This window comes from Streptomyces sp. SGAir0957 (genome assembly GCF_043523415.1).
The window spans coordinates 3,517,517-3,535,499 of the sequence record NZ_CP027293.1 but is presented as its reverse complement, the minus strand read 5'-3'; the positions used below and the strand labels follow the sequence as shown (position 1 = coordinate 3,535,499).

Genomic DNA, 17,983 nt, shown 5'->3' with positions numbered 1-17,983 from the left:
CAGGTTTCGTGCCCCGCGTAATCGGGCAATCAGCCGCCTTTCGGTGAACTGCGGGCGCACTGTTGGCTCTGAGTTCGAGGTCCGTTCGACGATTCGCCGGATTTGCCCACCCGGTCAGGCGCCGTCAGCGCATCGTCGGCACGTCATCGGCGCGTCATCGGCGCGGCACCGGCGGTCCGTCTCAGGCCACCGTCAGGCCGCCGACCGAGTCGGCGGCAGTGCCTCCCTCCCGCGTCGGATCGGCGTCGAGCGCCTGCCGGATGCCCGTCGCGACGGCCGGGTGCACCGGCAGGGCGAGGTGTCCGATGCCCGTCACGCGCACGTTCTGCGCCTGCAGATCCCCGTGGTCCACGCACGCCGTCTCCAGCGGCACCATCAGCTGGTCGAGATCGCTCCAGAAGCTCACGAACCGGGTACGACAGCCCGGCGCGGGCCTCCTCAACTCCTCGATCACCGACGAGCCGGGGCGCATCTGCCGCACGATCGGGTGCGCGTCCGCGAGCGGCGCGACCCGGGTGCCGGCGTGCGGCGTGCCCAGCGTGACCAGGGTGCGGATCCGCTCGTCGCCGCCGAGCCGCTGCACGTAATACCGCGCGATCAGTCCGCCCAGGCTGTGGCCCACCACATCGATCCGCTCCTGGCCCGTACGCTCGCACAACTCCTCCACGTGCCGCGCGAGGAGCGTCGCCGCCGTCCTGATGTCGCAGGTCAGCGGCGAGTAGTTGAGCGACTCGACCTGGTGCCTGCCGTGCTGGGCCAGGCTGCGGCGCAGCAGGACGAAGACGGAACGGTTGTCGATGAAGCCGTGCAGGAGGAGGACCGGGGGCCTGGCCCTGGCGGGCAGTCGCGGCGCGTCCGCCAGCTCCCTCATCCCGTGGAGGGGGTCCGGGGCGCCGTCCGGCTGATCGTTCTGCGCGTCCGGGGAGTCCGGGGAGTCCGGCGCGTCCGGGAGCTGGAGTTCGGGGTGCGTGAACGCCTCCGGGTGCCTTCGTTCCGGGAGGATGCCCGAGGGGTAGAGGAGCAGATGGCCCGCGAGGATCGCCAGCTCCAGCGCGGTCGCCTTCATCAGGGCGATCGAGAGCCCCGCCAGTCTTACCGGCAGCACCCGGCAGAGCGGGCGAAAGGGCGAACTCCTCGTGACCTGCATAGGCCAGCCTCCCGTCGGCACGCGGCGGGCGGCTCCGTCCCCCGTGTGCACTCGATGGGGAGCCGGGCGAAGTTGCGTCCCGCGGGCGTGTCGTACGGATGGCGGCGCGATCGCGCGGCCTCCTCGGAGCGACTCCCCTCGCGCCTGTCCCGGAAAAGACGATGTGCCGACCGGAACGGTTGCGGCGCGCAATGAACATGTCCCTTTGTGTGATTTCCCCCTCCCCGTGCACCGTGAAACGGGCGCTTGCGGGATGCTGTCGATAACGTTCGTTCACTTCGGATGTCCCGGATGGGTATCCGGACCCGCCGGCCCGGGTACCAAGCGGTTACCAGGGCTCGGGGTCAGTCACTTCATGGAGGCAGTGATGGGTGTGGCAGCCGGTCCGATCCGCGTGGTCGTCGCGAAGCCGGGGCTCGACGGCCACGATCGCGGGGCCAAGGTGATCGCGCGGGCGCTGCGCGACGCCGGTATGGAGGTCATCTACACCGGGCTGCACCAGACGCCCGAGCAGATCGTGGACACCGCCATCCAGGAGGACGCCGACGCCATCGGTCTCTCCATCCTCTCCGGCGCCCACAACACCCTCTTCGCGCGTGTCATCGAACTCCTCAAGGAGCGCGACGCCGCCGACATCCAGGTCTTCGGCGGCGGCATCATCCCCGAGGCCGACATCCCGCCGCTCAAGGAGCAGGGCGTCGCCGCGATCTTCACCCCCGGTGCCACCACCGCCTCCATCGTGGACTGGGTGCGGGCCAACGTCAGGCAGCCCGCCGGGGCGTAGGCCGGTCCCGTCCCGTCCTGTCCCGTCCCGTCCTGTCCCGTTCCGGTTGCCGGTCAGGCTCTGCGCGGCAGCAGCTCCTCTCGCATCGTGCGGCGCAGGCGCAGCGTGCCCAGCAGGCGTTGGAACGCCTCCGACCAGTAGCTGCCCGCGCCGGGGGCCGAGTCCTCCGTCTCCTCCACGGTCGCCGTCAGCCCCTCCAGGCGTACGGCCTCCTCCGGATCGAGGCACCGCTCCGCCAGGCCCATGACGCCGCTGAAGCTCCACGGGTAACTGCCCGCGTCGCGCGCGATGTTCAGCGCGTCCACGACAGCGCCGCCGAGCGGAGGCGTCCAGGGTGTGGCGCACACCCCGAGCAGCTGGAACGCCTCCGACAGACCGTGCGCGGCGATGAACCCCGCGACCCACTCCGCCCGCTCCGCCGCCGGCAGCGCCGCGAGCAGCTTCGCCCGCTCCGCGAGCGACACCGCACCGGGGCCCGCCGCGTCCGGCGCCGTCGGCGTGCCGAGCAGCGCCCGCGACCAGCCGGTGTCGCGCTGGCGCACCGCCGCTCTGCACCACGCCGCGTGCAGCTCGCCCCGCCAGTCGTCCGCCACCGGCAGCGCCACGATCTCCCGCGGGGTGCGGCCGCCCAGCCGCGCCGGCCAGCGGTCCAGGGGCGCGGCCTCGATCAGCTGACCGAGCCACCACGACCGCTCGCCCCGGCCAGCGGGCGGTTTCGCCACCATGCCGTCGCGCTCCATCGCCGCGTCGCACTCGTGCGGGGCCTCGACGACGACCGTGCCCGTCGTACGGTCGAGCGCCACGCAGGACAGCGCCCGGTCCGCCATGCGTCCGGCGAGCGCCGAGCGCGGCAGGGCGGAGAGCAGCTCGGCGGCCGTCGCCCGGACGTTGCGGCTGCGGTCGGCCAACGCCCGCTCCAGGAACGGCTCGTCCGCGTCAGCCAGGCCCGTGCGCAGGGAGTCCAGGAACATGAGGCGGTCCTCGGCGCGCTCGGTGCTCCAGGTGCTCTTGAGGAGGGCGCGGGCCGCCTCCGGGTCGTGGTCGCGGAGTGCCGCGAGCAGGGCCACTCTCTCCGCGAACAGGCCCTCCTCCCACAGGCGTTGTATCTGTTCGGGCTCGTCCGGGGCGGCAGTGCCGCGCCTGAGCCCGGGGCCGCCCGCAGCGCGAACTTCCAGTCCGGGTTGAGGCGGGCCAGCCACAGGGCGCGGGGGCCCGCGAAGGTCAGCGCGCCGGGGCGGAGGTCCGTGCGGCCGCGGGCCGCGTCCAGCAGGGCCGGGAGCAGTTCGGGCGGGGGCGCGTAGCCGTGGCTGTTCGCCGTGGCCAGCCACTGGGGGAGGAGTTCGAGGAGGTCGGGGGTGGCGCCCCGGCGGGTGGTGCCGGTGCCGGGGCGGTCGGCGAGGAGCAGGGCGAGGCGGTTGCGGGCGAGGGGTGGCAGCGGGGGGCGCGGGTCCGCTGCCGCGGGGGTCGGTGGGGTGGTGGCGGGGGCCGGGAGCAGGCCCGCTCGGCGGCGTACGGTCTGGAGCGCCGCCTCGTCGAGGAGCTGTTCCGGGGTGAGGGACGGGCGGCGGTCCGTGCCGAGCAGCGCTGTCGTCACCAGGTCGTCCCACGTGGGGTGGGTGGTCTTTGTCTCGGGCATCGGCTTGCTCCTCCGCGTTGTCGTGCGCCCCTCGTGGTGGCGTGGGGCGGGGCCGCGCCGGCGTGCCTCCTCGGCCGCGTCGGTCCCGCCGCCCTCTGCCGGCCCAGGGGTGCGTCGTCCTGTGCTGGGTTCCTGCGGTGTCCTGCGGTGTTCTGCGGTGTCTTGCGGGGGCACCCCGACACGTTCCCTTCCGTCGTCGGGCGGGTGCGGGCCGTCGGGGGTTCGATCGGTGTGCGGTCGGTGCGCTGTCAGTGCAGGGGTATGACCCTGGGGGACTCCTGTGTCCATGCCGACAGCGGGGTGAAGCCCTTGTGGCCGCACTCTCCGAACACCGTCAGCGGGGCGCCGCCCGAGAGGGCCATCAGGCGCCAGAGGTCGGGGGGCGAGGAGGTGCGGGCCGGGACGGGCAGGGACGAGGTGCCGGCCGCGTCCGTCAGGTGCCAGGTGTGGTTGGGCGAGGTTCGGGTCGGTATGACGTTCCGCAGGGTCACCGGCCGGCTCTCCAGCCATGGGTCCGCCGTCAGGGCCCTGCCGTAGGCCGCGAGTGCCTGGGGGATGGTGGTGCCCTCGGGGTGAGCGGGCTCCTCGGGGTGGGCGGGCCTCTCGGGGTGGGGCGTGGGTTCCGGCTCTGTGAGGGGTGTCTGGTGCGTGGTGGTCAGGTCCGCGCGGAGGGTTCCCGCTCCTGGGTGCGGGGTGAGCTCCGCGTCCAGGGTCAGGCCCGTCGGCAGTGCCAGGGCCGGGGCGCGGCCCGCCGCTCCGAAGGAGAGGAGCAGGGCCGTGTGGTCCGTCTTCTCGCCGTGCAGCCAGATGCGGCGCGTGGTGAGGTGGCCGTCAGCCGTGTCGTACTGGGAGAGGACCAGCCAGCGGTCGCGCAGGGGAGTGGCGGTCGGGGTCGCCGCGAGACCTGTGCGGGTGCGGACCGTGGTGGCCAGGTCTTCGGGGAGTGCGGTGCGGTGCAGCCACGCTCGGGTGAGCAGGTGCAGGAGGGCACACTCCTCCAGGAGACGCATCGGCCAGCCCGGTCCTGATGCCGGGATCGCGCCCAACTCGCGTACCCGCGCCGCCAGTCCGGGTGCCTGCGCGTCCACCATGCGGGCCGCCGTCTCCTCCCACAGCCCGTACCCCGCCTGCTCCGCCTGCGCCAGTCCGCCGCGGAGCAGATCGGTCAGGCGCTGTTCCAGCTCGGTGGCGCCTGTGGTGATCCGCTGGGTCCGGCGCTCCGCCCTGCGTCGGGCCGCCTCCTGGTTGGTCGTGGAAGTGGCGGAGGCCGAGGCGGGAGAGGCGGCGGGTTGCTTCGGCTGTGCTCGCTTCCTACGGGACTCCAGCCACTGTTCCGTCCACTCCGGGGGTGTCCGCTCCGGCGGCACGTGCGTGTCGTCCGCCGCCCAGAGCAGGAGCAGGCCCAGTGCGTGTTTGCACGGGAACTTCCGGCTCGGGCACGAGCACTTGTACGCCGGGCCCGTCCCGCCCGTGTCCACGATCGTCTGGTACGGCTTGCTGCCGCTGCCCTTGCACAGTCCCCATACCGCCCCCTCGGCCGAACTCCCGGTCTCCGACCACGGTCCGGCCCCTCCGAGCCTGCTTCCCGCCCTCTGTGACGAGGCGTCAGGCGCCAGTGCCAGCACCTGGTCCGTCGTCCAGCGCACCCCCTGCTGAGTCATGTCTTCGACGGTAGATCCCACCACTGACAATCCATCGGGCTCCCCTGTTGACCTGCGGTGATCGTGCGGGCCTGAGCGATTGTCAGTGGCGTGGTGCACCGTGGGACCAGTTGCGCGGCGAGGGAGTTCAGCATCTCGTCGTGGTGATTCGAGTTGGGCTAGTCGAGGGGTGGGAAGCCATGACCGTTTCCGTCGAGGACCGGGCCGGCGAGCAAGCCGGGGGAGAGGTGCTGCGGGCGCACGCCGAGGACGCGTTCGCCGCTGAACTCGCGGCGCTGGCCGCCCAGGACGACCGGCCCCGGCCGGCCCGCTGGCGTCTGTCGCCCTGGGCCGTCGCCACGTATCTGCTCGGGGGCACGCTGGCGGACGGGACGGTGATCACACCCAAGTACGTGGGGCCCCGGCGCATCGTCGAGGTCGCCGTGACGACGCTGGCGACCGACCGCGCGCTCCTGCTGCTCGGGGTGCCCGGCACCGCCAAGACCTGGGTGTCCGAGCATCTCGCCGCCGCCGTCAGCGGGGACTCCACGCTTCTCGTGCAGGGCACGGCGGGCACGCCGGAGGAAGCGATCCGGTACGGCTGGAACTACGCGCAGCTGCTGGCCCACGGGCCGAGCCGGGACGCGCTGGTGCCCAGTCCCGTCATGCGGGCCATGGCGGACGGCATGACGGCGCGGGTCGAGGAGCTGACCCGCATCCCCGCCGACGTGCAGGACACGCTCATCACCATCCTGTCCGAGAAGACGCTGCCGATACCGGAGTTGGGGCAGGAGGTGCAGGCCGTGCGCGGGTTCAACCTGATCGCCACGGCCAACGACCGGGACCGGGGAGTCAACGATCTGTCGAGCGCGCTGCGGCGGCGGTTCAACACCGTGGTGCTGCCGCTGCCCGCGAGCGTCGAGGCCGAGGTCGACATCGTCTCGCGCCGGGTCGAGCAGGTCGGGCGCGGCCTCGGGCTGCCCGCCGGTCCCGACGGCATCGACGAGATCCGGCGGGTCGTCACCGTCTTCCGTGAGCTGCGCGACGGCGTCACCGCTGACGGGCGCACCAAGGTGAAGTCGCCGAGCGGGACGCTCTCGACGGCCGAGGCGATCTCCGTCGTCACCAACGGGCTCGCGCTCTGCGCCCACTTCGGGGACGGCGTGCTGCGGTCCTCGGACGTCGCCGCCGGGATCCTCGGCGCCGTCGTCCGTGATCCGGCGGCCGACCGGGTGGTCTGGCAGGAGTACCTGGAGGCCGTGGTCCGCGAGCGGGACGGGTGGAAGGACTTCTACCGGGCCTGCCGCGAGGTGAGCGCATGACAGGGCCGCTGCTCCTCGGCGTCCGGCACCACGGGCCGGGCTCCGCGCGCGCCGTGCGCCGTGCGCTGGACGCGGCCGGGCCCCGGGTCGTGCTCATCGAGGGCCCGCCCGAGGCCGACGCGCTGGTGCCGCTCGCCGCCGAGGAGGACATGCGGCCGCCGGTCGCGCTGCTCGCGCACGTGGTGGACGAGCCCGGGAAGTCGGCGTTCTGGCCGTTCGCCGAGTTCTCGCCCGAGTGGGTCGCCATCCGCTGGGCGCTGGAGCACGGGGCGCCGGTCCGCTTCATCGACCTGCCCGCCGCGCACACCCTGGCGATGCGGGACGGCGAAGAGGAGACACCGGGCAAGGAGGAGGCGGCGGAGGGCGCGGAGGGCGCGGAGGGCGCGGAGGGCGCGGAGGACGTACGGATCGATCCGCTGCGGGTCCTCGCCGAGACCGCCGGGTACGACGACGCCGAGCGCTGGTGGGAGGACGTCGTCGAGCACCGGGAAGGCGACGCCTTCGCCGCGCTCGGTGAGGCCATGGGGGCGCTGCGCGAGACGCTCGGGGACGGCGGGCACGGACGCGACCTCGTGCGCGAGGCCTACATGCGGTTGCAAGTGCGGGCCGCCACGCAGGAGTTCGGGGACGACGTCGCCGTGGTGTGCGGGGCGTGGCATGTCCCCGCGCTGCGGCAGAAGACGACGGTCACCGCGGACCGCGCCCTGCTCAAAGGGCTGCCCAAGGCCAAGGTCGACCTGACCTGGGTGCCGTGGACCCACCGCAGGCTCGCCCGCGCGGGCGGCTACGGCGCCGGGATCGAGTCGCCGGGCTGGTACGGGCATCTGTTCAGCGCCCCCGACCGGCCCGTGGAGCGGTGGCTGACCAAGGTCGCCGGGCTGCTGCGCGACGAGGACCGCATCGTGTCCTCCGCCCACGTCATCGAGGCGGTGCGGCTCGCGGAGAGCCTCGCCGCGATGCGCGGACGGCCGCTCGCCGGACTCACCGAGACCACCGACGCGGTGCGGGCCGTGCTCTGCGAGGGGTCCGACGTCCCGCTCGCGCTGATCCACGACAAGCTCGTCGTCGGTGACGTGCTCGGAGAGGTGCCCGACGCGGCGCCCGCCGTGCCGTTGCAGCGTGACCTCAGCCGCCTCCAGCGCAGTCTGCGGCTCAAGCCCAGTGCGGCGGAGAAGGAGCTGGACCTCGACCTGCGCGGTGACACGGACGTCGCGCGGAGCCGTCTGCTGCACCGGCTCCGGCTCCTTGGAGTGCCCTGGGGCGAGCCCGCCAGATCGGCCCGCGGTTCCACCGGCACCTTCCGCGAGACCTGGCGGCTGCGGTGGGAGCCCGAGCTGTCCGTCCGGGTCGCCGAGGCCGGGATCTGGGGGACGACCGTTCTCGCCGCGGCCGGGGCCAAGGCCGCCGCGGACGCCGTCGCCGCGAGCGCCCTCGCCGACGTGACGGCGCTCGCCGAGCGGTGCCTGCTGGCCGAGTTGCCGGACGCGTTGCCGGTCGTCATGCGGGTCCTCGCCGACCGGGCCGCCCTGGACGCCGATGTCGGCCACCTCGCCCAGGCCCTGCCCGCACTGGTCCGCGCCCTGCGCTACGGGGACGTGCGCGGCACCGGCACCGGGGCCCTCGCCGGCGTCGCCACCGGGCTCGCCCAGCGGATCTTCGTGGGGCTGCCCCCGGCCTGCGCCAACCTCGACAACGACGCGGCCGAGGAGATGCGCGGTCACGTCGACGCGGTGCACTCCGCGCTCGGACTCCTCGACGACGCCGCACTGCGCGTCCGCTGGCGCACCGTGCTGCACACACTCGCCGCGCGGGACAGCGTGGCCGGTGTCGTCCGGGGGCGTTGCGCGCGCATCCTGCTCGACGAAGGCGCCCTGGAGGACGAGGGCGCGGCCCGGCTCATGGGGCTCGCCCTCTCACCCGGCACCCCGCCGGGCGAGGCGGCCGCCTGGATCGAGGGCTTCGTCGGCGGCGGCTCCGGGGGCGGGCTCCTCCTCGTCCACGACGAGCGGCTGCTCGGCCTCGTCGACGCGTGGCTGGTGGGCGTGTCGCCGGACGCGTTCACGGATGTCCTGCCCCTGCTGCGGCGCACCTTCTCCGCGTACGAGTCCGGGGTGCGGCGCACGCTCGGGGAGCTGGTCCGGCGGGGGCCGGCGACTTCGGCCCCGGTGACCGGGGGCTTGCCGCCCGGGTTCGCGGATCGGCTGGATGGGGAGCGGGCGGATGCGGTGGTGTCGGTGGTGCGGATGTTGTTGGGGGCGGGGTCGGGGGCGTTGTGACGCCGGGTGCGGGGTGGTGCGGGGGCGGGGCGCGGGGTGCGGGTGGGGGTCAGGGGTGGGGTGGCTGGGTTGTGGGGCCGACCGCGGGGCCGTCGTGGCTGGTCGCGCAGTTCCCCGCGCCCCCGAGACGCGCACTCCGTGCGCCATCTCAGGGGCGCGGATTCAGCCCCGCGTGTCGCGCAAGGCGGATGTATTCGCATGAGACATGGGACATGGGACATGGGACGGAGGCGGCGACATGACAGAGACCATGAGCAGCGGTGACGAACGGTTGCGGCGGTGGCGGCTCGTCCTCGGGGGCGACGCGGCCGACGGCACGGGGCACGGGCTGACGGGCCGGGACGCCGCGATGGACGGCGCCCTCACCGCCCTGTACGGCTCCGGCGGCCCCGCAGGACCCGGGCGACAGAACAACGGCGGCAGCCGAAGCGCGGGCCTCGGGGGCTCCGCCCCCTCCGTCGCCCGGTGGCTCGGCGACATCCGCACGTACTTCCCGTCCTCCGTCGTCCAGGTCATGCAACGCGACGCGATCGACCGGCTCGGCCTGTCCGCGCTGCTCCTCGAACCGGAGATGCTGGAGGCCGTGGAGGCGGACGTGCACCTCGTCGGCACCCTGCTCTCGCTGAACAAGGCGATGCCGGAGACGACGAAGGAGACGGCCCGCGCAGTGGTCCGCAAGGTCGTCGAGGAGCTGGAGAAGAAGCTCGCCACGCGCACCCGCGCCACCCTCACCGGCGCCCTCGACCGCAGCGCCCGGATCAGCCGGCCCCGCCACCACGACATCGACTGGAACCGCACGATCGCGGCCAACCTGAAGCACTACCTGCCGGAGTACCGCACGATCGTGCCGGAGCGGCTCATCGGGTACGGGCGGGCCTCGCAGTCGGTGAAGAAGGAGGTCGTCCTCTGCATCGACCAGTCGGGCTCGATGGCCGCGTCCGTCGTGTACGCCTCGGTCTTCGGCGCCGTGCTGGCGTCCATGCGGTCGATCCGGACCCGGCTCGTCGTCTTCGACACGGCGGTCGTGGACCTCACGGACCAGCTCGACGACCCGGTCGACGTTCTCTTCGGCACCCAGCTGGGTGGCGGCACCGACATCAACCGCGCGCTCGCCTACTGCCAGTCGCAGATCACCCGCCCCGCCGAGACAGTCGTCGTCCTGATCTCCGACCTCTACGAGGGCGGCATCCGCGACGAGATGCTGAAGCGGGTCGCCGCGATGAAGGCGTCCGGGGTGCAGTTCGTGACGCTGCTCGCCCTGTCCGACGAGGGGGCGCCCGCCTACGACCGGGAGCACGCGGCGGCGCTGGCCGCGCTCGGCGCACCGGCGTTCGCCTGCACCCCCGACCTGTTCCCCGACGTGATGGCCGCGGCCATCGAGAAGCGGCCGCTGCCCATACCCGACGCAGGGGCGGAAAGCGGGGCCGCGGCGGCAAACCGGAAATGAGTACCCATCGGTAACACGGGGCTTGCGCAGGCGCACACGTCCCGTGCGAGGATTCGCGCACCGTGATCTATGCGACCGTGTCTCCCGCCCCTGCCGAGCGCCTGCCGCGCCCGGTGGCGAGACGCCGCGCGCTCCAACTGGCGCTGCTGCTGGGCGGGTTGATCGGTCTCGGCTTCCTGTGCGGCGGCCAGGCCCACGCGCAGGAGGACGCCTCGCACGCCGTTCGTCACACGGTGGTGGCGGACACGGACGCGGGCACGGACTCGGACACGGGCACGGACTCGGATGAAGGCCGTCGCGGGTTGCTCGGCGGAGTACTCGGGCAGGACGAAGCGTCGTCCGGTGTCGTCGGGGCGGTACGGGACACGGTCCTGCGCCCGGTCCTCGGCACCGTGCGGAACACCGTGCAGAACACGGTGCAGGACGTGACCGAGCCGGTCGGCGAACTGCTCGGGCAGGTCGGAGAGGTCGTGGACGGGGTCGTCCCGGCGACCTCGTCACCGTCACCGTTGCCGTTGCCGGACGGGCCGCCGGCGCTCCCCGGGCTGCCGGACGCGCCCGGTGGGATCGTTCCGCTGCCCGCCCCGTCCGAGCCCTGGACGCCCACCACCCCCGTGCACCAGGCCGAACCCCCGGCGTCCGCCGAGCCCGCCGGGTCCGGCGCCGACGCCACCGGCTCCGCCGCGTCCGGCGCATCCGGCGAGCCCGGCGCGTCCGCCGCCTCCGCCGACGAAGACCGGGCCGAGCGCTCCGGCGCCGCGCGCGGCAAGCGGCACGCCCCTGGTCCGTACGCCCTCGCGCCGGTCGGCCCGACGGCGTACGGCTCCGCCGGGACCGGCGTCGTACCGCGCGACCGGGCGGACGCGCACCCGCGCCACTCCGCCGCGGTCCGGCACGCCGCCGCGCCCCGGCCCGCCGTGCCCGGCGCCCCGGCGCACCCGGACGGCGTACCCGTGGCGGGTGCTTCCGCGGGTGACGGCGGCGGTTCGCGCCACGGCGATGTGCACGCCGCCGCGTTCGGCAGCCGCCGGGTGCCGGTGCTGCTGCCGCCCGGCGCGTTCGTCCGCGGCACGGCCGCGCCGGTGACCGACCGGCATCGCGACATTCCCGTACTCCCTGGCTAGACAGCCCGGCATCTGACCGACGCCGGAGTGCCCTGTCAGCCGAATCCGTCGGCGTGACCTGGCCTGTCACCGGCGTGCGGGCGGTCCCGTTGGGGACGGGCCGCCCGTTCCGGGCCCCACTGTGTGTCGTGTGCGCCGCATGCGAGGCACGGGGCTCATCGGGTGGCCTCACCGTGCGTACCCCCGCGCGGTGAGGCCGCGAACGACCGTACGAAAAAGGGTCGGAAGGACGCGCTCTGTGACAGGTATCACCGCTCATGTGTGATCTGCGATTTAGAAGCCGTCGGTGAGCGGCGATAACCTGCGAGACGGACATGCCGCGTACCCGGCCACTGTGTACGCCTCGTACGCCTCCCTTGTGACAGCGGAGTCACGTTGCCCATCGCGGCACGCCCACGCAGGAAGATCGAACCGCGAGATCACTGATAGGGACGGACGCGCGTGGACCTGTTCGAGTACCAGGCGAGGGACCTCTTCGCCAAGCACGGTGTACCGGTGCTGGCCGGTGAAGTCATCGACACGCCTGAGGCAGCCCGCGAGGCGACCGAGCGGCTTGGCGGCAAGTCCGTCGTCAAGGCGCAGGTGAAGGTCGGCGGCCGCGGCAAGGCCGGCGGCGTCAAGCTGGCCGCCTCCACCGACGAGGCCGTGCAGCACGCCACCAACATCCTCGGCATGGACATCAAGGGCCACACGGTCCACAAGGTGATGATCGCCGAGACGGCCCCGGAGATCGTGGAGGAGTACTACGTCTCCTTCCTCCTGGACCGCACCAACCGCACCTTCCTCTCCATCGCGTCCGTCGAGGGCGGCATGGAGATCGAGGAGGTGGCGGCCACCCGCCCGGAGGCCGTCGCCAAGACGCCGATCGACGCCAACGAGGGTGTGACCCCCGAGGTCGCCCGCCGCATCGTCGAGGACGCCAAGTTCCCGGCCGAGGTCGCCGACAAGGTCGCCGACGTGCTGGTCACGCTCTGGAAGACCTTCATCGAGGAGGACGCCCTCCTCGTCGAGGTCAACCCCCTCGCCAAGGTCGCCTCCGGTGACATCATCGCCCTCGACGGCAAGGTGTCCCTGGACGAGAACGCGGACTTCCGCCACCCCGACCACGAGGCGCTCCAGGACAAGGACGCGGCCGACCCGCTCGAGGCCGCTGCCAAGGAGAAGAACCTCAACTACGTCAAGCTCGACGGCGAGGTCGGCATCATCGGCAACGGTGCCGGTCTGGTCATGTCGACCCTCGACGTCGTCGCGTACGCCGGTGAGAAGCACGGCGGCGTGAAGCCGGCCAACTTCCTCGACATCGGTGGCGGCGCCTCCGCCCAGGTGATGGCGAACGGCCTGGAGATCATCCTCGGCGACTCGGACGTCAAGTCCGTCTTCGTCAACGTCTTCGGCGGCATCACCGCCTGCGACGAGGTCGCCAACGGCATCGTCCAGGCGCTCGCGCTCCTGGAGGAGAAGGGCGAGAAGGTCGAGAAGCCCCTCGTCGTGCGTCTCGACGGCAACAACGCCGAGCTGGGTCGCAAGATCCTCTCCGACGCCAACCACCCGCTGGTGCAGCGCGTGGACACCATGGACGGCGCGGCCGACAAGGCCGCCGAGCTCGCGGCCGCGAAGTAAGGGACGAGGGACAGAACAGCCATGGCTATCTTCCTCAACAAGGACAGCAAGGTCATCGTCCAGGGCATGACCGGTGCCACGGGCATGAAGCACACCAAGCTCATGCTGGCCGACGGCACGAACATCGTCGGCGGCGTGAACCCGCGCAAGGCCGGCACCGAGGTGGACTTCGACGGCACGTCGATCCCCGTCTTCGGCTCCGTCGCCGAGGCGATCGAGAAGACGGGCGCCAACGTGTCCGTCCTCTTCGTCCCGCCGGCCTTCTCCAAGGCCGCCGTGGTCGAGGCGATCGACGCCGAGATCCCCCTCGCCGTCGTGATCACCGAGGGTATCGCCGTCCATGACTCCGCCGCGTTCTACGCGTACGCGAAGTCCAAGGGCGACAAGACCCGCATCATCGGCCCGAACTGCCCCGGTCTCATCACGCCGGGCCAGTCGAACGCCGGCATCATCCCGGGCGACATCACGAAGCCGGGCCGCATCGGCCTGGTCTCGAAGTCCGGCACGCTGACCTACCAGATGATGTACGAGCTGCGGGACATCGGCTTCTCGTCCGCCGTCGGCATCGGTGGCGACCCGGTCATCGGCACGACGCACATCGACGCGCTCGCCGCGTTCGAGGCCGACCCCGAGACCGACCTCATCGTCATGATCGGCGAGATCGGCGGCGACGCCGAGGAGCGCGCGGCCGACTTCATCAAGGCCAACGTGACCAAGCCGGTCGTCGGTTACGTCGCGGGCTTCACCGCCCCCGAGGGCAAGACCATGGGCCACGCCGGCGCCATCGTCTCCGGTTCGTCCGGCACCGCCCAGGCGAAGAAGGAGGCCCTCGAGGCCGCCGGCGTCAAGGTCGGCAAGACCCCGACCGAGACGGCGAAGCTCGCGCGCGAGCTGCTTTCGTAGCCGGTAGCCGGTAGCCGGTAGCCGGTAGCCGGTAGTCGGTAGTCGTACGTACATCAGTGGGCCCGCACCGTCACCGGTGCGGGCCCACTGATGCGTCCGGAGGTTATTCGGCGGCCGGTACGAGCCGCTCCGGGCCGCCGCTCAGCTCCGCCCGCAGCAGCGTGCGGAGCTGCCGTTCCCGCTCCGACAGCGGACCCGGGCCGGCCGGCGCGGGCACGCCGCTGACCGGGGCGCCGGGCGCGGGGACCGGCTCGTAGTGTGTCGGGGCCACCCGCAGCGTCAGCACCGTCGCCCCGACGATCAGCGTCGTGACGGCGATCGCCGCCCGCGTCCAGAACCGGGTGCGCCGCTCACCGACCTCCCGCACCAGCGTCGGCTTCGGCGCGTCCAGCTTCTCCGCGCCCGCGAGGCCGCTCAGCCGCCGGTGCAACTGCTCGGGGACGGCCAGCTCCGGCAGCCGTTCGGCGACGGCCTCGCGCGCGTGCAGGATGCGGTTGGCGGCGGCCGGCGTACTGGCCTCCGTCTCGGCGGCCGTCTCCGGCAGATCGAGGCCGACCCAGTCGTAGAGCAGCAGCGTGCGCCGGTACACGGGCGGCAGGCTCTGGAGAACGTCGAGGAGCTCACGGTCCGCGGGCTCCGCGGGCGGCGCGTCCGGGCGGCGGAAACCGGGGCGCAGCCGGTGCCAGGGCGACATCGCGTACTCGTACGCCGCCGCGCGCACCCAGCCGGCCGGGTCCGGGTCGACCGCGACCTCGGGCCAGCGCTGCCAGGCCAGCTGGAACGCGCGCTCGACGGCTTCGCGGGCGAGGCCGCGGCGGCCGCAGAGCAGGTAGGTGTGGCGGACCAGGAGGGGCGCGGCGTAGGCGTACAGGGCGTCGAAGGCCTGGGCCGGGGGGCGGGTGACGGCCTGTCCGGGCGCGGCGGCCTCTGCGACGGGGGCGGGGGGCTCCGCCGTGGCGAGTGAGACGGCCTTCGCGGCGGGCGCCGCCGGATCCTCGGCGGATGCGGCGGATGGGGCGGCTTCGGCGGGTCGCGGGGCTGATCCGGAGGCGGGCTTCCCGGTCGCCTTCCGGATCGCCTTGCGGGGCGCCGGGCGTTCCACCGGGGCGAGCAGCAGCTCCGCGTACTTCTCCCTCCTCGTTCCCCCGGGCGTGGTGCGGCCCGACTCCCACGCGCGGAGCGTCTCCCGCGTCACGCCGATCTTCGCGGCGAGCTGGGCCTGGGTCAGGGACTTCGCCTCACGGAGCCTGCGGCGCTCCTTCGGCGTCGGCAGTGGGGTGGCGGCGCTCTGCGTCATGAGGTACTCCACACACCCTTTCGCGCCAAAAAGTACATAAATGTATCTTGAGCGACACATCCATACTTCGCCTGTTACGCGAGGAAAGCGGGTGTCCTTGGCAGCATGGGCCCGTGACGCAGATGACCGGCCGTGGACCGTCGATGCCCGTGCTCCTGACCCGCGTGCGCGAACGTTCGCCGGGGCCCGCCGCCGGGATGTTCGGCGGGTTCGTCGCCGCGGGGCTCGGACTCGGCCTCTTCGCGGTCCTGGTGATCGCGATGTGGATCAGCTCGCCCTACCCGGACAGCGGCCCCGGCGGCGCACTGCACACCGCCGCCGCGCTGTGGCTGCTCGCGCACGGTGCCGAGATCATCCGGACGGACACGCTGTCCGGCACGCCCGCCCCGGTGGGCGTCAGCCCGCTGATGCTGCTCGCGCTGCCCGTGTGGCTGGTGTTCCGGGCCGGGCGGGACGCGGCCGAACCCCCGGAGGACGAGGCCGACGCGCCGCCCGCGCCCGCCGCCGGGGTGTGGGGCGGGGTCGCGCTCGGCTATCTGCTGATCGGTGTCGCCGCCGCGCTCTACACCTCCGGCGGGGAGTTGCGGCCCTCCTGGATCAGCTGCGTCGCCCACCTCGTCCTCGTCGCCGTGGCGGCGTCCGGCGCCGGGGTGTGGACCGCGCACGGCAGGCCGTACGGGCCACTGCCGCAGGCCCTGCGCAGGGCGCTCGACGTGCTGCCGCGGATCCTCGTACGGGAGGTCCTCCCGGTCGCCGCGCGGGCCGCTGCCGCGGGGGTCCTCGTCCTGCTCGCCGGGGGAGCGCTCCTGGTGGCGGTCGGACTCGTCTGGCACGGGGGCGCCGCGCGGGAGGCGTTCACCCAGCTCACGGCGGCGTGGACGGGGCGCATCGGCGTCCTGCTGCTCTGCCTGGCCCTGGTGCCGAACGCGGCGGTCTGGGGCGCCGCGTACGCCCTCGGGCCCGGCTTCGCCGTCGGCGCCGGGCACACCGTGGGGCCGCTCGGCAGTGCGGGCGGGCCGCTGCTGCCCGCCGTCCCGCTGCTCGCGGCGGTGCCACCGGAGGGCGAGGGAACGCCGCTGACCTGGGCGGTCGCGGCCGTGCCCGTCGTGGCGGCGGTGACCGTGGCCTGGTTCGTGGTGATCGGGGGCGAGCGGTCCGGCTGGTCGCGGGGGCGGACGGCCTACGGCGCGGTCGTCGCGGCGGCGCTGTGCGGAGTGGCGCTCTCCGTGCTCGCCGTGGCGGCGGGCGGCGCGCTGGGCGTGGAGCTCCTCGCCACGTTCGGCCCCGCCGGCTGGCTGACCGGCCTCGCCGCGACGGCGTGGACCGGCGCGGTCGGGCTGCCGGTGGCGCTGGTGGTGCGGTGGCTGCGCGGCAGGCGGGGCGGGTCGAGGGGTGCGCCCGTGACTGACGGGGCCGGGCCCGAGCCCGCGTCCGGGACCGGGCCGAGGGCGCCGGGGGCCAGGTTCCCGGCCGAACCGGGGGCGGGGCCCAGGGCCGGGTTCGTAGCGGGGGACGAGGACGAGGACGAGTACGGGGAGGTGTCCGGGGACGGAACCAAGGCGCGGCGGCGCGGGCTGTGGCGCCGGAAGAGCGCCGGGCGGACCAGCGCGGCACCGGAGCCCGGACCGGCCGTCGGGGCGGACGACGACTTCGACCCCTTCGACTTCTTCGACGAGGCGTCTCGCGCGGAACGCTGGGCCATCCTGCGGGACGGCCCATTGACCCCGGAACCCAAAGCACAACTGGCCGCGCTGTCACAGTCGCCCTCGAACCCGGGCCAGCATCCGGCCCCGGCCCCGGACCAAGAACCGCCCTCGAACCCGGAGGACCCGGCCCCGACGCGAAACTCGGACCCAGACCCAGACCCAGACCCGGCCCCGGACCCAGGCCGACACTCGGACCAGAGCCCGGACTGAGGGTCAGACCGACCCTGGGGCCCATGCCAGGACCGGGCCCGAGCCCCCGTCATCAGGCCCCTTCGGCCCCCGTCAGCGGGATCCGAGCAGTGGCCGGAGCTGCTTCGGGAGGAGGTCTTCGCAGGATTGGGTGGCCGCGTGGGTCAGGGCGTCCGAGCGGCACTCGTAGTAGTCGCTGTAGACGAGCTTCGCCGCGAACATCGACGCCACCATGGCCAGCGCCAGCGCCCCCGTGACGAGGCCGCTGATCGCCGCCGTCGTCTGCGGACGGGAGGCGGGGGCGCCGTCGGCCTTCGCGGGCGGGGCCGGGGTGTCCGGGTTCGGGGTACGGGGCTTCGCGCGGAGGGCGCTGATGCTCCAGTACAGGGCGAGCGCGCCGAGCAGCAGGGCCACGTACGGCCAGGCGAACAGGGCGAAGAAGAAGCCCCACATGCCCGACAGGAGCGCGTAGCGCGCACGCCGCTGGGCCGGGTCGGTGGGGTCCCAGCGCATGCCGCCGGAGCCGGGGCCGCGGCCGGGGCCCTGTCCTTCGGGGCCGCCCTGGCCGCCGTTGTTCCCCGGGCGGTCGCCGAACCGGCCGCCCTGCGCGGGGCCGGGCTGGCGGTCGCTCCACTGGCTGCCCCAGGGCGAGCGGCTGTCGCCGTGCTCGCCCTGTTCGGTGTCGGAGCCCTCGGGCCTGCGCGGCTGCCAGGGGCGGTCCGGGGCGTCCTCGGGCGGCGGTGCGAACGGATTGTCCGCGCCGGAGTTCCCGGAGTTCCCGGATCCGCCGGAGGCCCCGGAGTTCTTGCCCTCGTCGGACTCCTTGGACTCCTGGGACTGGCGAAGGCTTCGGTCCGGCATCAGGTGTGCGTCTTCCCCTAGGTCGTCGGTT

At 73.6% G+C, this 17,983-nt stretch carries 12 protein-coding genes and 1 pseudogene; 8 read left to right on the top strand and 5 right to left on the bottom strand.

Annotation, left to right across the window (positions count from 1 at the left end; translation table 11 throughout):
• Positions 1–181 precede the first annotated feature (181 nt).
• A complete protein-coding gene (locus tag C1N81_RS20805) occupies positions 182–1,147 on the bottom strand; it encodes a lipase family alpha/beta hydrolase (protein ID WP_394431273.1) in 966 nt (321 codons plus the stop codon).
• 367 nt (positions 1,148–1,514) lie between these two features.
• On the opposite strand from C1N81_RS20805, the gene C1N81_RS20800 reads away from it, so the two are divergent.
• Positions 1,515–1,931, top strand: coding sequence for a cobalamin B12-binding domain-containing protein (locus tag C1N81_RS20800; RefSeq protein WP_394431271.1), 417 nt, complete (start codon positions 1,515–1,517; stop codon positions 1,929–1,931).
• Positions 1,932–1,984: 53 nt separating this feature from the next.
• Here the strand turns inward: C1N81_RS20800 and C1N81_RS20795 are convergent.
• Positions 1,985–3,567 (bottom strand): annotated as a pseudogene (locus C1N81_RS20795) (DUF5691 domain-containing protein).
• Positions 3,568–3,815: 248 nt separating this feature from the next.
• On the bottom strand, positions 3,816–5,228 hold the full coding sequence (locus C1N81_RS20790) for an SWIM zinc finger family protein (RefSeq protein WP_394431269.1): 1,413 nt from the start codon (positions 5,226–5,228) through the stop codon (positions 3,816–3,818).
• A gap of 179 nt (positions 5,229–5,407) precedes the next feature.
• Between C1N81_RS20790 and C1N81_RS20785 the strand changes: the two genes are divergently transcribed.
• The 6 genes from C1N81_RS20785 (at position 5,408) to sucD (ending at position 13,899) form a co-directional block, all read left to right on the top strand.
• Entirely contained in the window at positions 5,408–6,529 is a 1,122-nt protein-coding gene (locus C1N81_RS20785; protein ID WP_394431267.1) for an ATP-binding protein, read from the top strand.
• Positions 6,526–8,805 (top strand): DUF5682 family protein, encoded by a 2,280-nt coding sequence (locus tag C1N81_RS20780; protein WP_394431265.1) that lies wholly within the window; start codon positions 6,526–6,528, stop codon positions 8,803–8,805. The genes C1N81_RS20785 and C1N81_RS20780 overlap by 4 nt, the downstream gene beginning before the upstream one ends.
• A gap of 238 nt (positions 8,806–9,043) precedes the next feature.
• Entirely contained in the window at positions 9,044–10,252 is a 1,209-nt protein-coding gene (locus tag C1N81_RS20775; RefSeq protein WP_394431263.1) for a VWA domain-containing protein, read from the top strand.
• 62 nt (positions 10,253–10,314) lie between these two features.
• Positions 10,315–11,376 carry a hypothetical protein gene (locus C1N81_RS20770; RefSeq protein WP_394431261.1) on the top strand — a complete coding sequence of 354 codons (1,062 nt, stop codon included), beginning with the start codon at positions 10,315–10,317 and terminating at the stop codon, positions 11,374–11,376.
• 441 nt (positions 11,377–11,817) lie between these two features.
• Positions 11,818–12,996 carry an ADP-forming succinate--CoA ligase subunit beta gene (sucC, locus tag C1N81_RS20765; protein ID WP_394431259.1) on the top strand — a complete coding sequence of 393 codons (1,179 nt, stop codon included), beginning with the start codon at positions 11,818–11,820 and terminating at the stop codon, positions 12,994–12,996.
• A 21-nt stretch (positions 12,997–13,017) separates the two neighbouring features.
• Positions 13,018–13,899, top strand: coding sequence for a succinate--CoA ligase subunit alpha (gene sucD, locus C1N81_RS20760; RefSeq protein ID WP_394431257.1), 882 nt, complete (start codon positions 13,018–13,020; stop codon positions 13,897–13,899).
• 103 nt (positions 13,900–14,002) lie between these two features.
• Here the strand turns inward: sucD and C1N81_RS20755 are convergent, their stop codons facing one another.
• The gene (locus C1N81_RS20755) at positions 14,003–15,196 is read right to left on the bottom strand and encodes a helix-turn-helix domain-containing protein (RefSeq protein ID WP_394431255.1); all 1,194 of its coding nucleotides are present in this window, start codon (positions 15,194–15,196) and stop codon (positions 14,003–14,005) included.
• Between the two features lie 122 nt (positions 15,197–15,318).
• Here C1N81_RS20755 and C1N81_RS20750 point away from each other — a divergent pair, with 122 nt between their 5' ends.
• Positions 15,319–17,112 (top strand): cell division protein PerM, encoded by a 1,794-nt coding sequence (locus C1N81_RS20750; protein ID WP_394438102.1) that lies wholly within the window; start codon positions 15,319–15,321, stop codon positions 17,110–17,112.
• A 72-nt stretch (positions 17,113–17,184) separates the two neighbouring features.
• Here C1N81_RS20750 and C1N81_RS20745 read toward each other — a convergent pair whose 3' ends face one another.
• The gene (locus C1N81_RS20745) at positions 17,185–17,952 is read right to left on the bottom strand and encodes a hypothetical protein (protein ID WP_394431253.1); all 768 of its coding nucleotides are present in this window, start codon (positions 17,950–17,952) and stop codon (positions 17,185–17,187) included.
• Between the last annotated feature and the right edge of the window lie 31 nt (positions 17,953–17,983).